This is a genomic window from Bradyrhizobium sp. USDA 241, assembly GCF_049739505.1.
Taxonomy (GTDB): domain Bacteria; phylum Pseudomonadota; class Alphaproteobacteria; order Rhizobiales; family Xanthobacteraceae; genus Bradyrhizobium; species Bradyrhizobium liaoningense.
The window spans coordinates 434,770-449,012 of record NZ_JBMGPZ010000005.1; the positions used below are offsets into that span (position 1 = coordinate 434,770).

The 14,243-nt window shown below is 61.1% G+C and carries 12 protein-coding genes and 2 pseudogenes; 5 read left to right on the top strand and 9 right to left on the bottom strand.

Going from position 1 to position 14,243, the window contains the following annotated elements:
• Nucleotides 1-63 precede the first annotated feature (63 nt).
• Nucleotides 64-225, top strand: a pseudogene (locus ABIF91_RS23770) (ATP-binding protein); the annotation flags it as partial.
• A gap of 524 nt (nt 226-749) precedes the next feature.
• On the opposite strand, the gene ABIF91_RS23775 reads toward ABIF91_RS23770, so the two are convergent.
• Nucleotides 750-1,433: a helix-turn-helix domain-containing protein gene (locus ABIF91_RS23775; RefSeq protein WP_014497754.1), complete on the bottom strand. Its 684-nt coding sequence runs from the start codon at nt 1,431-1,433 to the stop codon at nt 750-752.
• Nucleotides 1,434-1,937: 504 nt separating this feature from the next.
• On the opposite strand from ABIF91_RS23775, the gene ABIF91_RS23780 reads away from it, so the two are divergent.
• Nucleotides 1,938-3,067, top strand: a protein-coding gene (locus ABIF91_RS23780) for an IS3-like element ISRj2 family transposase (protein ID WP_129557670.1) whose coding sequence is annotated in 2 segments (ribosomal slippage) — nt 1,938-2,190 and nt 2,190-3,067 — 1,131 coding nt in all. Because the reading frame shifts where the segments join, the coding sequence is not laid out codon by codon here.
• 78 nt (nt 3,068-3,145) lie between these two features.
• Here the strand turns inward: ABIF91_RS23780 and ABIF91_RS23785 are convergent.
• The 5 genes from ABIF91_RS23785 to ABIF91_RS23805 all read right to left on the bottom strand — a co-directional run bounded on the left by ABIF91_RS23785 (nt 3,146) and on the right by ABIF91_RS23805 (nt 8,456).
• A complete protein-coding gene (locus tag ABIF91_RS23785; protein WP_424579428.1) occupies nt 3,146-3,439 on the bottom strand; it encodes a transposase in 294 nt (97 codons plus the stop codon).
• A complete protein-coding gene (locus tag ABIF91_RS23790) occupies nt 3,436-3,864 on the bottom strand; it encodes a hypothetical protein (RefSeq protein ID WP_028182036.1) in 429 nt (142 codons plus the stop codon). The genes ABIF91_RS23785 and ABIF91_RS23790 overlap by 4 nt, the downstream gene beginning before the upstream one ends.
• Nucleotides 3,865-4,160: 296 nt before the next feature.
• Nucleotides 4,161-5,372, bottom strand: coding sequence for a DUF418 domain-containing protein (locus tag ABIF91_RS23795; protein WP_028182035.1), 1,212 nt, complete (start codon nt 5,370-5,372; stop codon nt 4,161-4,163).
• Between the two features lie 550 nt (nt 5,373-5,922).
• Nucleotides 5,923-7,167: an IS256 family transposase gene (locus ABIF91_RS23800; protein ID WP_424579814.1), complete on the bottom strand. Its 1,245-nt coding sequence runs from the start codon at nt 7,165-7,167 to the stop codon at nt 5,923-5,925.
• Between the two features lie 62 nt (nt 7,168-7,229).
• Nucleotides 7,230-8,456 (bottom strand): IS256 family transposase, encoded by a 1,227-nt coding sequence (locus ABIF91_RS23805; RefSeq protein ID WP_424578759.1) that lies wholly within the window; start codon nt 8,454-8,456, stop codon nt 7,230-7,232.
• A 228-nt stretch (nt 8,457-8,684) separates the two neighbouring features.
• On the opposite strand from ABIF91_RS23805, the pseudogene ABIF91_RS23810 reads away from it, so the two are divergent.
• Nucleotides 8,685-9,152, top strand: a pseudogene (locus ABIF91_RS23810) (phage portal protein).
• Nucleotides 9,153-9,792: 640 nt separating this feature from the next.
• A complete protein-coding gene (locus ABIF91_RS23815; protein WP_424579429.1) occupies nt 9,793-10,182 on the top strand; it encodes a hypothetical protein in 390 nt (129 codons plus the stop codon).
• Here ABIF91_RS23815 and ABIF91_RS23820 read toward each other — a convergent pair.
• The 3 genes from ABIF91_RS23820 to ABIF91_RS23830 all read right to left on the bottom strand — a co-directional run bounded on the left by ABIF91_RS23820 (nt 10,172) and on the right by ABIF91_RS23830 (nt 13,627).
• Nucleotides 10,172-11,121 (bottom strand): IS630 family transposase gene (locus ABIF91_RS23820; RefSeq protein WP_424579208.1). Its coding sequence is split into 2 segments (ribosomal slippage): nt 10,172-10,783 and nt 10,786-11,121, totalling 948 coding nucleotides; the frame shifts between segments, so codons are not numbered across the junction. The two genes, ABIF91_RS23815 and ABIF91_RS23820, sit on opposite strands and share 11 nt — an antisense overlap.
• A gap of 419 nt (nt 11,122-11,540) precedes the next feature.
• Nucleotides 11,541-12,767, bottom strand: a complete 1,227-nt coding sequence (locus ABIF91_RS23825) for an IS91 family transposase (protein ID WP_424579164.1) — start codon at nt 12,765-12,767, stop codon at nt 11,541-11,543.
• The gene (locus ABIF91_RS23830) at nt 12,767-13,627 is read right to left on the bottom strand and encodes a tyrosine-type recombinase/integrase (protein WP_035695117.1); all 861 of its coding nucleotides are present in this window, start codon (nt 13,625-13,627) and stop codon (nt 12,767-12,769) included. Before ABIF91_RS23830 ends, ABIF91_RS23825 begins: the two co-directional genes overlap by 1 nt.
• 192 nt (nt 13,628-13,819) lie before the next feature.
• Between ABIF91_RS23830 and ABIF91_RS23835 the strand changes: the two genes are divergently transcribed.
• Nucleotides 13,820-14,191 carry a hypothetical protein gene (locus ABIF91_RS23835; RefSeq protein ID WP_424579430.1) on the top strand — a complete coding sequence of 124 codons (372 nt, stop codon included), beginning with the start codon at nt 13,820-13,822 and terminating at the stop codon, nt 14,189-14,191.
• The last annotated feature ends 52 nt before the right edge of the window (nt 14,192-14,243 follow it).

Genomic DNA, 14,243 nt, shown 5'->3' on the forward strand with positions numbered 1-14,243 from the left:
AAACCGTAAAGCCCCGCGTTCAGCATAACCCGGCAGGAATCCACTTAAATCCAGCGGGGCGCTGTCCAAACAACCGGGGCCAGCTCTTACCTTGGGGACAACACTATGAGCACGACGATCCTCGATCGCCTTATGCATCATTGCCATCTGCTTGAGTTCGACGGACGCAGCTATCGGCTCAAAGAAGCCGCTGAAGCTCTTGCCCGGGAAACAAACTCAAACTAACAGTCCCTTGTCCTGCCTCGCGGGTGGAGGAATTTGACTGACCACACCCGGAGGAATTTGAAGTGACCCGCGGGGCGGAAGTGGCCTTGATGGAGGATTAATTGGGCACGGCCCGTCCGGCCAAAAGCGCATGCTTAGACGTTCGTCGTGTTGTTTCGAATGAGCTTCGGACACGAAAACGTACCGGCGTTTATGCTGTACAAATGAACAGGCGTGCCGACCTTCTGGGTGATTTCGCCTTTGAGACGTTGCGGCGCGCGTGAAACCCGAATGCATTCCATTCGAGATCGAAACGGCGGTCGAGTCTATTGCAATGGTTTGCCGTCGTCACCGGCGTTGGCTCAAGGGCCTGTATGATCCGGCGGTGTTTACCGGCACCGCCCGAAGGTACATCGCAGCGTTCGGGAAATAGCACTCGATAGCTGATTGGTTGCGCCTCGGAGGTGAGATCAATTTTCCTGAAAGTGCGGTAGTTGCTGCGGGCGATCCTAACCGCGACCGAAGCTTTTCACGCCGTCCGCATGTTAGCTTTGCAGGTCAAGGCTCGCGAGCCGCTGCCGGTCCAGAATCACGATCTCGCGTTGGGTATTGCCGATGAAATCGAGGACACCATCAGTGTGCAATTGCGACACTGCACGCGAAACGGTTTCGACGGTCAAACCAAGGTAATCGGCGATGTCGCGCCGAGACATTGGGAGCGAGATCACGTCAGCAGCCGTGAGTCGTTCATCCATCTCGTGCAAGAACGCGGCAACGCGCTCCAGAGCAGTTTTACGTCCGAGCAGCAGCATATGGTCTTCGGCGTGTTGCAAGTTATTCGTCGTCAAGCTGAGCAAGGTGCGCCAGACAACCGCGTCATTCTCGGCGACCGTCTCAAGGTGTTGCCGCCTGATCAGGCGAACAGCGGTTTGGATGATCGCTTCCGCCGTAAATCGGTGGACTCCGCCGTTCTCGAGTCCAAAAATATCACCCGGCAAATGAAATGCGCCAATCTGGCGCCGCCCATCGGAGAGTAATTTGCAGGTCCGTACCGCGCCTTTCCTGACCTGGTAGACGTACTCGGCTGGCTCACTCTCGATGTAGATGGTTTTACCTTTCTTGTAAGTGAATTCACTCAAGCTGACGATCGGATTCGAGCCGCTCGATATGCCGAGCTCACTGAGCGAATTGATTAGGGATCTATGGTCTGTGGTGATGCTCACGAACATGGTCCGACACTCCTGAACCAGAATATACGAAGGGGAGCCTCGCGAATTGATCCGGCGCAATCTATGGATGTCATTGTAACAAGCGGCCATGAAGAGGAGAAGTCGTGTCATTGTGACGCAGTGCGCGCGCAGCAGTTGAGGTGACGCAATGTGTTGTCCTCCGGTCGAGGGGGGCCCCGCAACGCGCGTCGGAGCGAACGAAGCGATCATGGATTGAGTGCCATACGAGTGTTCTGCTGCGCGAAGGCGACAAGTCGCGCTTAAAAGATGCGTTTCACTGCGGAGTATCTTTGAAAGGCGGCTTCGGATCGCGAGCGAGTGTGTCCAAGACCAAGGACGGGTGCGGATAATCGGCTCCGGCCCTCTTAAGCCCACCCTGATATCCAACGTCTGCTCAAGAGCCCCCGTCGAGGCTCAGAGCTGGCCCCGCAAATTCGGACAGTAGCTTGAGTGGATTTTCTGCCTGACAGCGGCGAGGATTCTTGCTGCGAATCAGGAGCGAAGATGACGAAGAAGAGCCGCCGGACGCATTCTCCGGCATTCAAGGCGAAGGTTGCTTTGGCTGCGGTCAAAGGCGACAAGACACTGGCGGAGCTGGCGCAACTGTTTGATGTTCATCCGAACCAGATCACGATCTGGAAAAACCAGCTCCTGGAAGGCGCCGCCGGCGTGTTTGGGCATGACAAGACATCGGCCGAGACGCCGGTCGATTTGAAGGCGTTACATGCCAAGATCGGCGAGCTGGCGTTGGAAAACGATTTTTTGTCCGGCGCGCTCACCAAGGCGGGCCTGCTGAGCGCAAAGCGATGATCGACCGCGATCATGATCTTTCTATCGTGCGCCAGGCGAAGGTCCTGAAGCTGGCTCGCAGCACGGTCTACTATGAACCTCGGCCAGTTTCGGCCGAGGACCTTGCCTTGATGCGTCGGCTCGATGAGCTGCATCTCGATTATCCCTTCGCGGGAGCGCGTATGCTGCGATCGTTGCTGCGGCGGGAGGGCGTATACGCCGGTCGCCGCCACATCGCGACGCTGATGAAGCGCATGGGGATCGAGGCGGTCTATCGTCGCCCGAACACGAGCAAGCCGGCTCCGGGTCACAAGATCTACCCGTACCTGTTGCGCGGATTGAAGATCGAGCGGCCCGACCATGCGTGGGCAATGGACATCACCTACATTCCGATGCGGCGTGGCTTCGTCTATCTCGCGGCGGTCGTCGATGTGTTCAGCCGACGGGTCCTGGCCCATCGCGTCTCGATCACAATGGAGGCGGCCTTCTGCGTCGAAGCGGTCCAGGAGGCGTTGGCGAAGCACGGCAGGCCCGAGATTTTCAACACGGATCAGGGCAGCCAGTTCACCAGCCTCGAGTTCACCGATGTGCTGCTGGACGCGAAGATCGCCATCAGCATGGACGGCAAGGGCGCCTGGCGCGACAACGTGTTTGTCGAGCGGCTCTGGCGCACGGTCAAATACGAAGAAGTATATCTCCGCGCCTACGACAGCGTGTCCGAGGCGCGAGCGTCAATTGCCAAGTATCTGGCCTTCTACAATCAGGGACGCCCTCACTCGAGCCTTGACGGGCGCACGCCCGACGAGGCTTACTTCGGCACGCAAGCTATGGTGATGGCCGCATGACCGTCGCCGACGGTTTTGTCGTCGCTCTGGTCGGGCTACGCCCTCCCGACGCAACGACAAAACCGTAAAGCCCCGCGTTCAGCATAACCCGGCAGGAATCCACTTAAATCCAGCGGGGCGCTGTCCAAACAACCGGGGCCAGCTCTCTCCGTGCTTGCGCGCCACCTCGGACACCTGGGCACCAGGTAGCAGGCTCTCGGCGACGATCCGGGCTCTCTCAGCCTCCGAACGCACACGGCGCCCCGAGGGTCCTTCGAGGACCTCCAGCCGGCTCACCGGCCCTACCGGTGAGCCGGCCAAATGGACGTCCTTTTTGCTGTCCAATCCCATCCAAACCTCCGTTCCAAGTCGGAGGCTTCTTCGCACATTCATTCTAACTCTGAAGCCAGGGTAGCGGCTTCGCGCTTACGAAGGAATGGCACAAGGTCCATCAGCGCAACGAACCGCTCGACCTCCGCGTCCACAACATCGCGGCGCGGCTCTCGCTCGGGATCAATATCGAGCGCCGTTTGATGACCTTGCGCGCCGCAGCGGCGAACGCGCTGAATGCCGCTCCGCAGCCGACCGCCGCGCGCGAAGAACCCGTCCCGGCGGCTCCTGAGGCCGTTCCTGCGCGGCGGCGCATCCGCAGCCGTGGCGTTGAAAGTTAGGAATTGAGCAGTTAGATGAAGAGAATGATGACCGGAGATAATGTTCGAGCCGCCCGTGCGAAGCTGGGCCAAATGTGGAAGCCCGGCGGCGGCGCGCTGACCGCGCAAGAGCTTGTGCCCGCCCTTGGCGCTGTCTGACCACGGCACCGACCACGTTTACAACGTGGAGAAGAGCGAATCCGCCGTGTCGGGCACTATCGAGATGCTTCTGCGCATCTCTCGCCGGTGGAGTGCCGCCCGACGATGCCGTGATCTTCAAGGCCACGCCAAAGCGAGCGCGCTAGGTAGTCTTCTGGCAGCTAACTTCCGGCTGTGCTCTGTAAGCGGACGGTCGTCGGCATAGACGGGGTTGTCCGAGATGGGCCAAAACCAGCCGCACCCGCTTGGGCGGCTTCCGCTTGAAGCAGAACGCAGCTTGGGTATCTGGGGCCCGCATCAATCTGCTATCGTCGCGCGCATGATGGTAAATTGACCGTTGCCCGCATCGGCTGCGGTACCCCATACATGCATGAGCGCCAGAGCCACTCGACAGGACCGAACCGATAGTGGCGCAGCCACCACGCGCTGAACCCCACCTGCGCGACATACACGAAAATGCCGATCGCCAGTGTCGCGGCCACGCCGAGGCGGCCAAATTGGCCTAGACCATAGCCGTAGAAGATCCAGCCGCAGATCACAGATTGCGCCAGATAGTTGGTTAGCGCCATGCGGCCAAGCGGCGCGGCCCAGCCCAGCATCCTCCGCTCGCCCGAGAGGTTCACAGCGGCGATGACCGCGGCCGCATAACCCACGGCCAACACGACCGCCCCCAGCTGTTCCACCGGAAAATGCGCGCGCCCGAGCGACGGCCCATCGAAGAGCTCTTGTCCTGCTGCCGCGAGACTCAATCCGCCGCCGAGAAGAATGCCAAAGGTTGCGACGACGAACAGCAGGCGCCGGTTCGCCGAGGCCCGACGCAAAACCCCGCTGCGCCACGCGAGGGCGCCAACGAGGAACAGCGCGACAGTGCGCGGAAAGACCACGACGTGCGCCGGAAAAATCGCCGGCACCTCGCGGATCCGGAACGCGAGCACATCGAAAAATCCGCCCGTGCCGTAGGCACGCATCGCGTCCGCGGCAAGAGCGGCCATCCCGGCTGTTCCCGGCAGCGGCACGATCGGCGGTAGCACCGGCATGGTCACGTAGAGCCCCAGGAGCAGCAGGGCTGCACCCGCCATGAGCCACCGCGCGCAGCCGAGGAAGGGCAGCACCACGAAGCCCGCCAGCGCATATTCGACGAGAATGTCGCCGTTCCAGATCAAATAGAGATGCACCAGGCCAATCGCCAGCAACACCACCAGCCTGCGCCCGAGCAAGATCATGCGCCGTGCATCGCCGGCAAGCCGCTCGAATTGGATGACGAGGCCGACGCCGAACAGCAGCGAGAACAGCGCAAGCGCCTTCCAGTCGACGGCGACCGTCAGCACAGCCGCCACCACCCGGTCGAGCGGCCCCGCCGGCTCCGCGTTCGGCAAGAACGGCGCGTAGAAGGAGACCCGAAATATGGTCACGATGTTCATGGCGAGCACGCCGAACAGGGCCAAGCCCCGCAGCACGTCAATCGCGTCGAGCCGCTCCGACGGGCTCATAGGCTTTGGAGGCGCTTCACTCGCCATTGGCGCGCTGCGTGAGCCGATGCTTCCGCTGGAAATCGCAGGACTCCCAATTTCCGGTGGAGAGATTTAGAATCCTGCCTCGTGCCGCGTCAAACTACCTGAATTGGGCAAAGTCTCACAATGCGCTCGATGTGAGTTCGGGGTTTTGCCGGTTCCAGTCGATGTGGTCCGGATGGCACCGCCGAGGTCGGTTCGGGGCAAAAGCGGCAAGACTTTGGATAAGCTTAACATTTCCGGTCAGCCCCGGTAAGCGGAAGTCTGCACGAGTTGAGGTCGTGCTAAGGGAGATCGGAACGAGCGGTCAGCGTTACACGATCAAGGATCGTGAGCTTTGGTGCGCCGATTTGCGCCAACTCGATCAGCGCGCCCAACACTTGGAAAAGCGGGCAGCGCGTGCGAAGCGCGGCGGCATTCGTACCCAGCGGGTGATCCCGCTGTGATTAAGCCCGTCGCTCCGACCCTTATGGACCGCTTCCTGGCGGGCGTCGCGCCAAACTTCGCGACGCGCCGCTACCACGCGAGCTATGCGGGATTTTGGGTGACGAGGCGATCAGGCGGCGTGGTTTTCCGGCACTTGGATGACCTCGATGCCGTTTTCGAATCTGACACCTGCGCTGACCTTCGGCAACTGATTTGTGCCTTTCAGCCGCCGCCAGGTCTTTGATGCGGCGCAGAGCAGCTTGAACACCATCAACTTGGCAGTCGTTGACGATAACGAACCTTTCGTGCGCACCGTTCTGTGCCGGACCGTCGCGAACACGCTTTCGATGGGATTCGTCGTCCGCAAGTGGTCCCAATGCTCGGCGGGGAATTCGTAGAACGCAAGCATTGCGTCGCGATCTTTCGTCAGGCACTCGACCGCCTTGTCGTACTTCGCTCCGTATTTCTCGGCAAAGACATCGATCGCCACTTCGGCCGAAGCTCGGTTGGACGCCAAATAGACCTCGCGCAGATCCTTCTTCATGCTGGCCTGTACCGACACTGCGACTTTGTTCAAGATATTCGCGGTTTTGTGCACCCAGCACCGCTGATGTCGCGTGGCGGGAAAGACCTCGTCGAGCGCCTTCCAGAAGCCGAGCGCGCCGTCACCGACGGCGATTTCCGGGGCGATCTTCAGCCCTCGGGTTTTCGCCTCGACGAGCAGTTCGTGCCAGCTCTGCGTGCTCTCGCGCACGCCGACCTGGAAGCCGATGAGTTCCTTCTTGCCTTCCGGCGTCGCGCCGATCAGCACCAGCATGCATTCGCTGTGGTCTTCCATGCGAGCCTGCAGGAAGACGCCGTCCGCCCACACGTATACGTACCGGCGCGCCGACAGATCGCGCTTCTGCCAACGCTCGTACTCGAGCTGCCACTCCGTCGTCAGTCTGGAAACCACCGCCGGAGAAAGATTCGGCGCATCCTTGCCCAAGAGCGCCGCCAGCGCCTCCTGGAAGTCGCCCGTCGAGATGCCTCGCAGGTACAGAACCGGCAAAAGTGCATCCAAGCTCTTCGTGCGCCGTGCCCACAACGGCAGGATCGCCGAGGTGAAGCGGATCCGCTCGCCATCGCTGGTCACCGCGCGATCGCGAATCTTTACCCGGGCGACTTCGACGGCGCCGATCCCCGTCTGGATCGTCCGCACTGGACCATGGCCGTGTCGCACGAGGCGGTCGCGGCCATCGGGAAGCTTCAAGCCCTTCATCGCGGCGAGAAACGCCTCGGCTTCCATCTCGACAGCCTGCGCAAGCAGCTGCCGAGCTCCAGATCGCAAAATATTCGTCAGTGGATCGTCGATCTCATCGGGCGGGAGTGTCAGAAGTTTTGTGTAAGAGCGTCTCTGTGAGGGGTTTGCGGGGTCAGCGGACTGACCCCATAGGGTCAGTCCGCTGAGCCTGCAAAGCGCTCGCCGAACTGGATGGCAAACTGGCCCATTGCGGCCGTCCATGCAACCGGTCGTCGCCAATGGATGCCGGCATTTCTGATGGCGAGGTAAAGCAGCTTCATCGCCGCCTCGTCGTTGGGGAAGCTGCCGCGTGTTTTGATGATCTTGCGCAGCGAACGGTTCAGCGCCTCGACCGTGTTGGTGGTATAGATCATTTTGCGTATCTCCGGCGCGAAGGCGAAGAACGGAATGACGTGCTCCCACGCCCGGCGCCAGGCCGCCCCGATCGCGGGATAGCGCTTGCCCCACTCGGCTTCGAAGTCCTCGAGCCTGAGCAGAGCGGCGTCGGCATTCTCGGCATGATAGATCGCCTTGATCGAGGGAAGGATCGCCTTGCGATCCTTCCAGGACACGAAGGATAGGCTGTTGCGGATCAAATGCACGATGCAGGTCTGGACCATCGCCTTGGGAAAGACGCTGTTGATCGCCTCGGGAAAGCCCTTCAGACCGTCGACGACGGCGATCAGGATGTCGGCGACGCCGCGGTTCCTCAGATCGTTCATGACCTTGAGCCAGAATTTGGCGCCTTCGGTTTGCTCGATCCAAAGCCCGAGCACGTCTTTCTCGCCCGATGCAGTGATGCCCAGCACGACGTAGACTGCCTTGTTCTTGACCATCCCCTCATCGCGAATCTTGACCCTGAGCGCGTCGAAGAAGACCACCGGATAGATCGCTTCCAGCGGCCGGCTCTGCCATTCGCGGACCTCGTCGAGAATCGCGTCGGTGACCTTGCTGATCAGATCGGGGGACACCTCGGTGCCGTAGAGCTCGGCCAGATGGCCCTGGATCTCCCGTACCGTCATGCCCCGCCCGTAGAGACTGATGATCTTCTCGTCGAAGCCGTCGAAGCGGGTCTGGCCCTTCGCGACGATCACCGGTTCGAACGTGCCGGCGCGGTCGCGCGGCACCTCGATCTCGATCTCGCCGTCGTCCGTCAACAGCGCTTTGCTGCTTGTGCCGTTGCGGCTGTTGCCCGACCCGCGGCCCGCCGGGTCGCCCTTCTCATAGCCAAGGTGGTGGGTCAGCTCCGCACCCAGTGCGCGCTCCAGAAGCGCCTTCTTCAGTCGTCTGAAAAGCCCGTCTTCGCCGGCTAAGTCTTCTGGCTTGAGGCTGCCCCCGGCAAGAAGCTGGTCCAAAATCTCAGGTGAAAAATCCGTAGCCATGTGAGTCTCCTGTCAAAGGTAAACTCACAGAAACCATCTTACACCGAGTTACTGACACCCTCCATCGGGCTGACGCAGTGGGACAATGTTGCTATGCTCGTTCATGGCGTATCGCTCTCCTTGAGGTTCTGGCAGGCTCGACACCCGCCTCGATACGCCGCCTATCTCATTCCGTCATCACCCAGTTTCCCGCATAGCTCCTACCACGCGCGCCTCTCTCTCAACTACATGGGCCAGTACGCCGGTGCGCGCTCGAACCGGGCGGCGCTCAAGGCGTGGAAAACGCATCCCGGCTCGGCCGATTCCGACTCGCTTGGCGATCTTCCCACGCTGCGCAGCCGCTCGCGCGATCTCGGCCGCAACAACCCCATCGCCGCCGGTGCCAAGCAAACCTCCAAAAACAACGTCGTTGGCTCCGGCCTGCGCGTGCGCTCGAAGCTGAACCCGAAGCTTGTCGGCCTCTCTCCGGAAACCGCCGAGTTGTGAGAGCGCAACACCGAGACGCTGTTCGATCTTTGGGCGCAGTCAAAGCTCTGCGACATCACGCTCACGCAGAATTTCTATGAGCTTCAGGGGCTCGTTTTCAACGCGGTGTTTGAGTCCGGCGACACGTTCGTGCTGCGGCGGCCCCCGAAACGCCCGAATGCCGTTGTGCCGCTCGCGCTCAACGTGATCGAGGCTGCTCGCCAGTCGTGATATCCTCAATGGAATCGGCGAGGCAGTCGAGACGCGCGGCTTCGCCCACATGACCAGCGGCCCTTCCATTGGCGCGCTGCTCGATCAACTTGACTGCACGCAACGCGCGCTCAACCTCGCCGTCGCGAGATGACCTTCTTCGCGATCATTTCAGTTAGCGGATCGTCACCATCCTTCACGCAAACGGTATAGAGCGCTTGCTTGTAAGCCGCCCTGATGCGGTTGACCATTTCGGGCTCCATCGCGGCGTCTCGAACCATTCGGTGAATAATTCACATGTCTCAACCTGGGGTTCGGCACGTCTCCCTCCGACTGAGACGAACCATAAACGCTTCCCCCGAACGGAGTTCACCGAGAGAAGCAATGCTAGAACGTGAATTTAGTATTCCCCCGGGACTGGTAAAGCGACGCGCATCGTCCGGACCGGGCGCATGCTTCGCGGTGGCCTTTTGACCTTTGGTTTCTCGCAAAAAGTGGCTTCCCGAGCCGTGATTGGCCCGCCGCCGGGACCGTCACTCCAGACGCCGATGGCATTGTGACCGACCAACCCTGATAGGTGCGTCTTGGGTCTCTTCGGAGATACGATGTGACGCGTAAGGGGCGGCTGCGTAGGGTAAGAGACTAGATGACTAATAGGCGCGTGCTTTGGTTCGCTCTCGGGCTCGGGCTCTGTGTCGGCCTTATTCTGTGGCTGGTTTTGCGCGGCGGGCTGGCCGGTAAGGGCGACGGCGTCCGTGCGGATGACAACCCTCTGATCGACAAGGTTAGATCAACTTGGCGAGCGGAGGATGGTGAGACGGCGGAGGAAATCTTTGCCAAGGTCGCGACGGTAGCCCACTTCGTTCCCAGAGGATGGGAGGTTGGCCGAAAGACCGACACTGGCGAGCGCGTTGTCTTTTCATGGGCCAAACACAGGTCTGACAAAACGACGGACGAAAATATGGTCATGTGGGAGGTGGCCCCCGATGGCACGGCGAAACTTGTGACTCTATATGCGAAACCGATGGAACTAGAGCATTTCATGTTTTGATAGAAGCGTATCCAGCGTTTTCGAAGTAGTTGCTGCATTCGTTGGGTTGGATGGTTGTGATGAGGTCGCCGATATGGCGGCAAATGTCGTCAACCGTGCGTTTCTGGGCGGAACGCATCCAGTGCTTGATCTTGGCGAAGGTCTGTTCGATCGGATTGAGGTCGGGGGAGTATGGCGGCAGATACCAGAGCCTGGCGCCGGCCGCTTTGATCAGGCTGCGCAGGGCAACAGACTTGTGGCTGCCGAGATTGTCCATGATGACGATGTCGCCCGGCTGAAGCTGCGGGACGAGAACCTGCTGAACATAGGCGCGGAAGCATTCGCCGTTGATTGGGCCGTCGAACAGGCAAGGGGCAGTGAGACGGTCACAGCGCAAGGCGCCAAGGAATGTCAGCGTCCGCCAATGACCATGTGGCGTGAAGCTCCGCACCCGCTCGCCTTTTGGCCCCCATCCGCGTAATGGAGCCATGTTGGTCTTGATCCAGGTCTCGTCGATAAAGACCAGGCGTCGAGGGTCGAGATTGGCCTGCCATGAGCGCCAGCGCTGGCGTCTACGTGCGATGTCGGAGCGAGCCCGCTCGAGCGCGAGCAGCGTTTTTTTTTGAACCGCAGCCCTTCGCGGCGCAGGAACGTCCAAACCGCATTGTGGGAGACCTTGACCCCGCGCGCGGCGAGTTCGTCCTTGAGGGCGTGCAGCGTCAAATGCGGCGTCTGACTGATCCTCTCCTTGATGAAGGCGCGATGCGGCTCAAGAACGGGCTTGCGATGGCCGCCCATCTTGCCAGGGGCCACTGAGCCGGTCGCTCGATAACGTTGCGACCACTTCACAACTGACGACACCGCAACGCCAAACCGCGATGCCACCGAACGGCAGCTCTCGCCCTTTGCAACCGCCGCAACCGCCCGTTTACGCAGATCATTGGATATCGGTCGGACCATCGGATGCTGGCCTCCAGCCCAGCCAGCATCTTGAATCATATTCGTCCGAAATCGGGAATCTGGAGGGTTCTGTGAGGTCGCGCTCACGCGAGGGCGCGGCAAGCGCTTGTAACGCGACCTCATTGAAGCCGGATTGAACGAAGCCGCGGGAGAATATGCACGGTGGTGCGGCTATGGGGATAGTTTGAGATCGCGGGTTGCTATCGGCAGACTGCGGAGCTGACGCGGCGACGTTTTGGTTGCGCAATGGCGGCAACTTGAGACAGAGAGCATTTTACCGGCTGTAGCGATCGATGGCCCGCTGCATCGAACAATTTCCATCGCGCTGTTTGGCCGCACGGATTCGGCAGCGTCTGCGATGATCGAGACGATGGGATCATAATGACGAATGACGATCTTCGTGCACGGTATAAGTTGGCTCACGATGTGTCGCACCGGTACGATTGGGTGGGAGCGCCGGAACAGCTGAAGCTGTGTCGAAAGCGCTCGATGATGCGCATGACGCCACCACAATCAGGGCAGGCGGGAGCCTTGGCCCACGTCAGAGCGTCCGAATCCACAGGCGACGGCTCGCCATCGTTTGGCGGTGTCCGCTCACGATCGAGAAGTTTGCGGCAAAGAGCAAGTTTGGCAGCGCGATGGCCGTTGGCCATGAAGCCGAAGTGGCGGATGCGATGGAAGCCATCGGGCAGCGTGTGAAGAAGGAAGCGGCGGATGAACTCGTCGGGCTTGAGCTTCATGATCTTTGTCGCGCCATTCTGGCGGTAGTCCTTCCAGGTAAAGGCGACGTGATCCTCGTCGAGGGCGACGAGCCGGCTGTTGGCGATTGCAACGCGATGGGTATAGCGGCCGAGATAGGCCAGCACCTGCGCGGGGCCGCCGAACGGCCGTTTGGCGTAGACGACCCAGCTGATGCGCCGCATAGCGACGAGGTGAGCTGCGAAGGCGGCAGGCTCGGCCAGGGATGCGAGATCGCCGAAGAAGTTCAGGGTGCCGGCGTCGAAGGCGGCGGTCAGACGTTCGAGGAACAGGCGTCTGAACAGCCGGGCGAGCGGTTTGACGGCCAGGAAGAAGTTTGGTCGGCTGGCGATCCAGTGCGCGCTATCGGGCGAGAGGCCGCCGCCCGGCACGACGCAGTGGACGTGGGGATGGTGCGTCAGCGCCTGCCCCCAGGTGTGGAGGACGGCGACGACGCCGATCCCGGCGCCGAGCCGGCGTGGATTGGCGGCGAGCGTCGACATTGCCTCGGCGGCGGCTTTGAACAGGATCGCATAAACGATGGCCTTGTTCTGAAAGGCGATCGCGGCGATCGGAGCCGGCAGTGTGAAGACGATGTGGAAATAGGGAACCGGCAGCAGGTCGGCTTCTCGCGCGGCGAGCCACGCGGCTCGGGCTGGCCCCTGACACTTCGGACAGTGCCGGTTGCGACAGGAATTATAGGCGATCCGCGTCATGCCGCAGTCGTCGCAAGCCTCCATGTGGCCGCCGAGCGCCTCGGTCCGGCACGCCACGATCGCGCTCATCACGCGCCGCTCGACCCGACCGAGATGACCGGCATGTACACGGCGATAGGTGTCGCCATGCCGGCGCAGAATATCGGCGATCTCGATGGCGGGCCTGTTGCAGCGGCTGTCGGGGCGGATCATCACCCGCATCCCGCCGCGGCCAGCGACAGGCGATCGAGCGGGCTCTGCGTCGCCCGGATCGTATCGGTGGCGACCTGCGTGTAGCGCGCTGTCGACGACAAATTATTGTGCCCGAGCAAGACCTGGATGATCCGGATATCGGTTCCGTTCTCGAGAAGATGCGTCGCGAAGCTGTGGCGCAGCGTGTGGAGCGTGACGCGCTTGGTCAGGCCCGCAGCCTTCACCGCCGACCGACAGGCGGCGTGCAACACGGTCTGATCGATCGGATGATCTTCGTCACGACCAGGGAACAGATAAAGCCGCGGCCGGGCGAGCCGCCAGTACGTGCGCAGGATACCCAGCAGCTGGGGCGACAGCATCACGTTGCGGTCCTTCGCCCCCTTGCCGTGGCGCACCTGGATGACGCCGCGGGCGCTGTCGATGTCTTCGATCCGCAGTCCCGCGACTTCGGAGGCCCTGAGTCCGGCCGCATAGGCCGTGGTGAGCGCGGCGCGGCTCTTCAGGCTGGACACGGCCTCGAGGAACTGAACCACTTCGTCGGCGCTGAGCACGACCGGCAGCTTGCGCGGTTCTCGCGCATAGGGAATGCGCTCCGGGATCAGTGCCTCGCCGAGCGTGACGCCGTAGAAAAACCGTAGCGCACAGACGATCTGGTTCAGCGCCGGCCATGAGATGCCGGTCGAGACCAGATGCACCTGGAAGGCGCGGACGTCTTCCAGCTCTAACCGGTCAGGCGATCGGCCAAAATAGCGGCTGAACTTCGAAACCGCGCTGATGTAGGATCGTTGCGTCGCCGGCGACAGATTGCGGACGGTCATGTCTTCGATCATGCGGCGGCGAAGAGGGCTCAAATCGGCCATCTCATACTCCTGTCTGAGGGGGTGGGCTCCAACACCCACATCCTCTCAGCCAGGAGGCGATCTACGCCACCTTGCCCCTCACGCCGCGGCAGCGGCTTCGTTCAATCCCTCCCGATTCAATCAACCGCTCTAGGCTGGCAAGCGTTCGCACTGTCTCTTGTTGTTGACGAGGTAGCCAATAACGAAAGAGGCGTGAACCGCCGCTTTCTGCATGATCCCGCTAACTTCAACTTCGTGACGACCGCACAAGGCAAGTTGGGCGATCTTCTGCGGCGCGGCCGCTGCACTATCGGCGAACCGGTTGGAGTGCACTACTCGCCAAAGGCAGACGATCAGCAAGCCGCCGAGGACGACCTGTGGCACGTCGAGCTTTCGGTCGGCTGCAATGTTCAAGGACTTGGCGACGGAGCCATCATTTTCGAGAGGCCCAAACGGCAAGATTGGGAACCGCAATCCGTGTTCGCCAAGCTTTTCGCCACGTCTTCGCCCGGCTCTTGGTTTGAGCTTGCAGTCCCAAAAGACCCGGAAGCATTCGAGCCGACCCGAAGGACATTGCAAAAATGAAGGCAGAAAACAAGCTGGAGATGCAGGGCCGTCTATCATAGTTAGCGTTGAT

Bases quoted from the DNA above. Each gene is read 5' to 3' on its own strand.
- ABIF91_RS23830 (WP_035695117.1), bottom strand. From the start codon at position 13,627: ATGGCCGATTTGAGCCCTCTTCGCCGCCGCATGATCGAAGACATGACC.
- ABIF91_RS23775 (WP_014497754.1), bottom strand. From the start codon at position 1,433: ATGTTCGTGAGCATCACCACAGACCATAGATCCCTAATCAATTCGCTC.
- ABIF91_RS23825 (WP_424579164.1), bottom strand. From the start codon at position 12,767: ATGATCCGCCCCGACAGCCGCTGCAACAGGCCCGCCATCGAGATCGCC.
- ABIF91_RS23805 (WP_424578759.1), bottom strand. From the start codon at position 8,456: ATGGCTACGGATTTTTCACCTGAGATTTTGGACCAGCTTCTTGCCGGG.
- ABIF91_RS23795 (WP_028182035.1), bottom strand. From the start codon at position 5,372: ATGGCGAGTGAAGCGCCTCCAAAGCCTATGAGCCCGTCGGAGCGGCTC.
- ABIF91_RS23785 (WP_424579428.1), bottom strand. From the start codon at position 3,439: ATGAATGTGCGAAGAAGCCTCCGACTTGGAACGGAGGTTTGGATGGGA.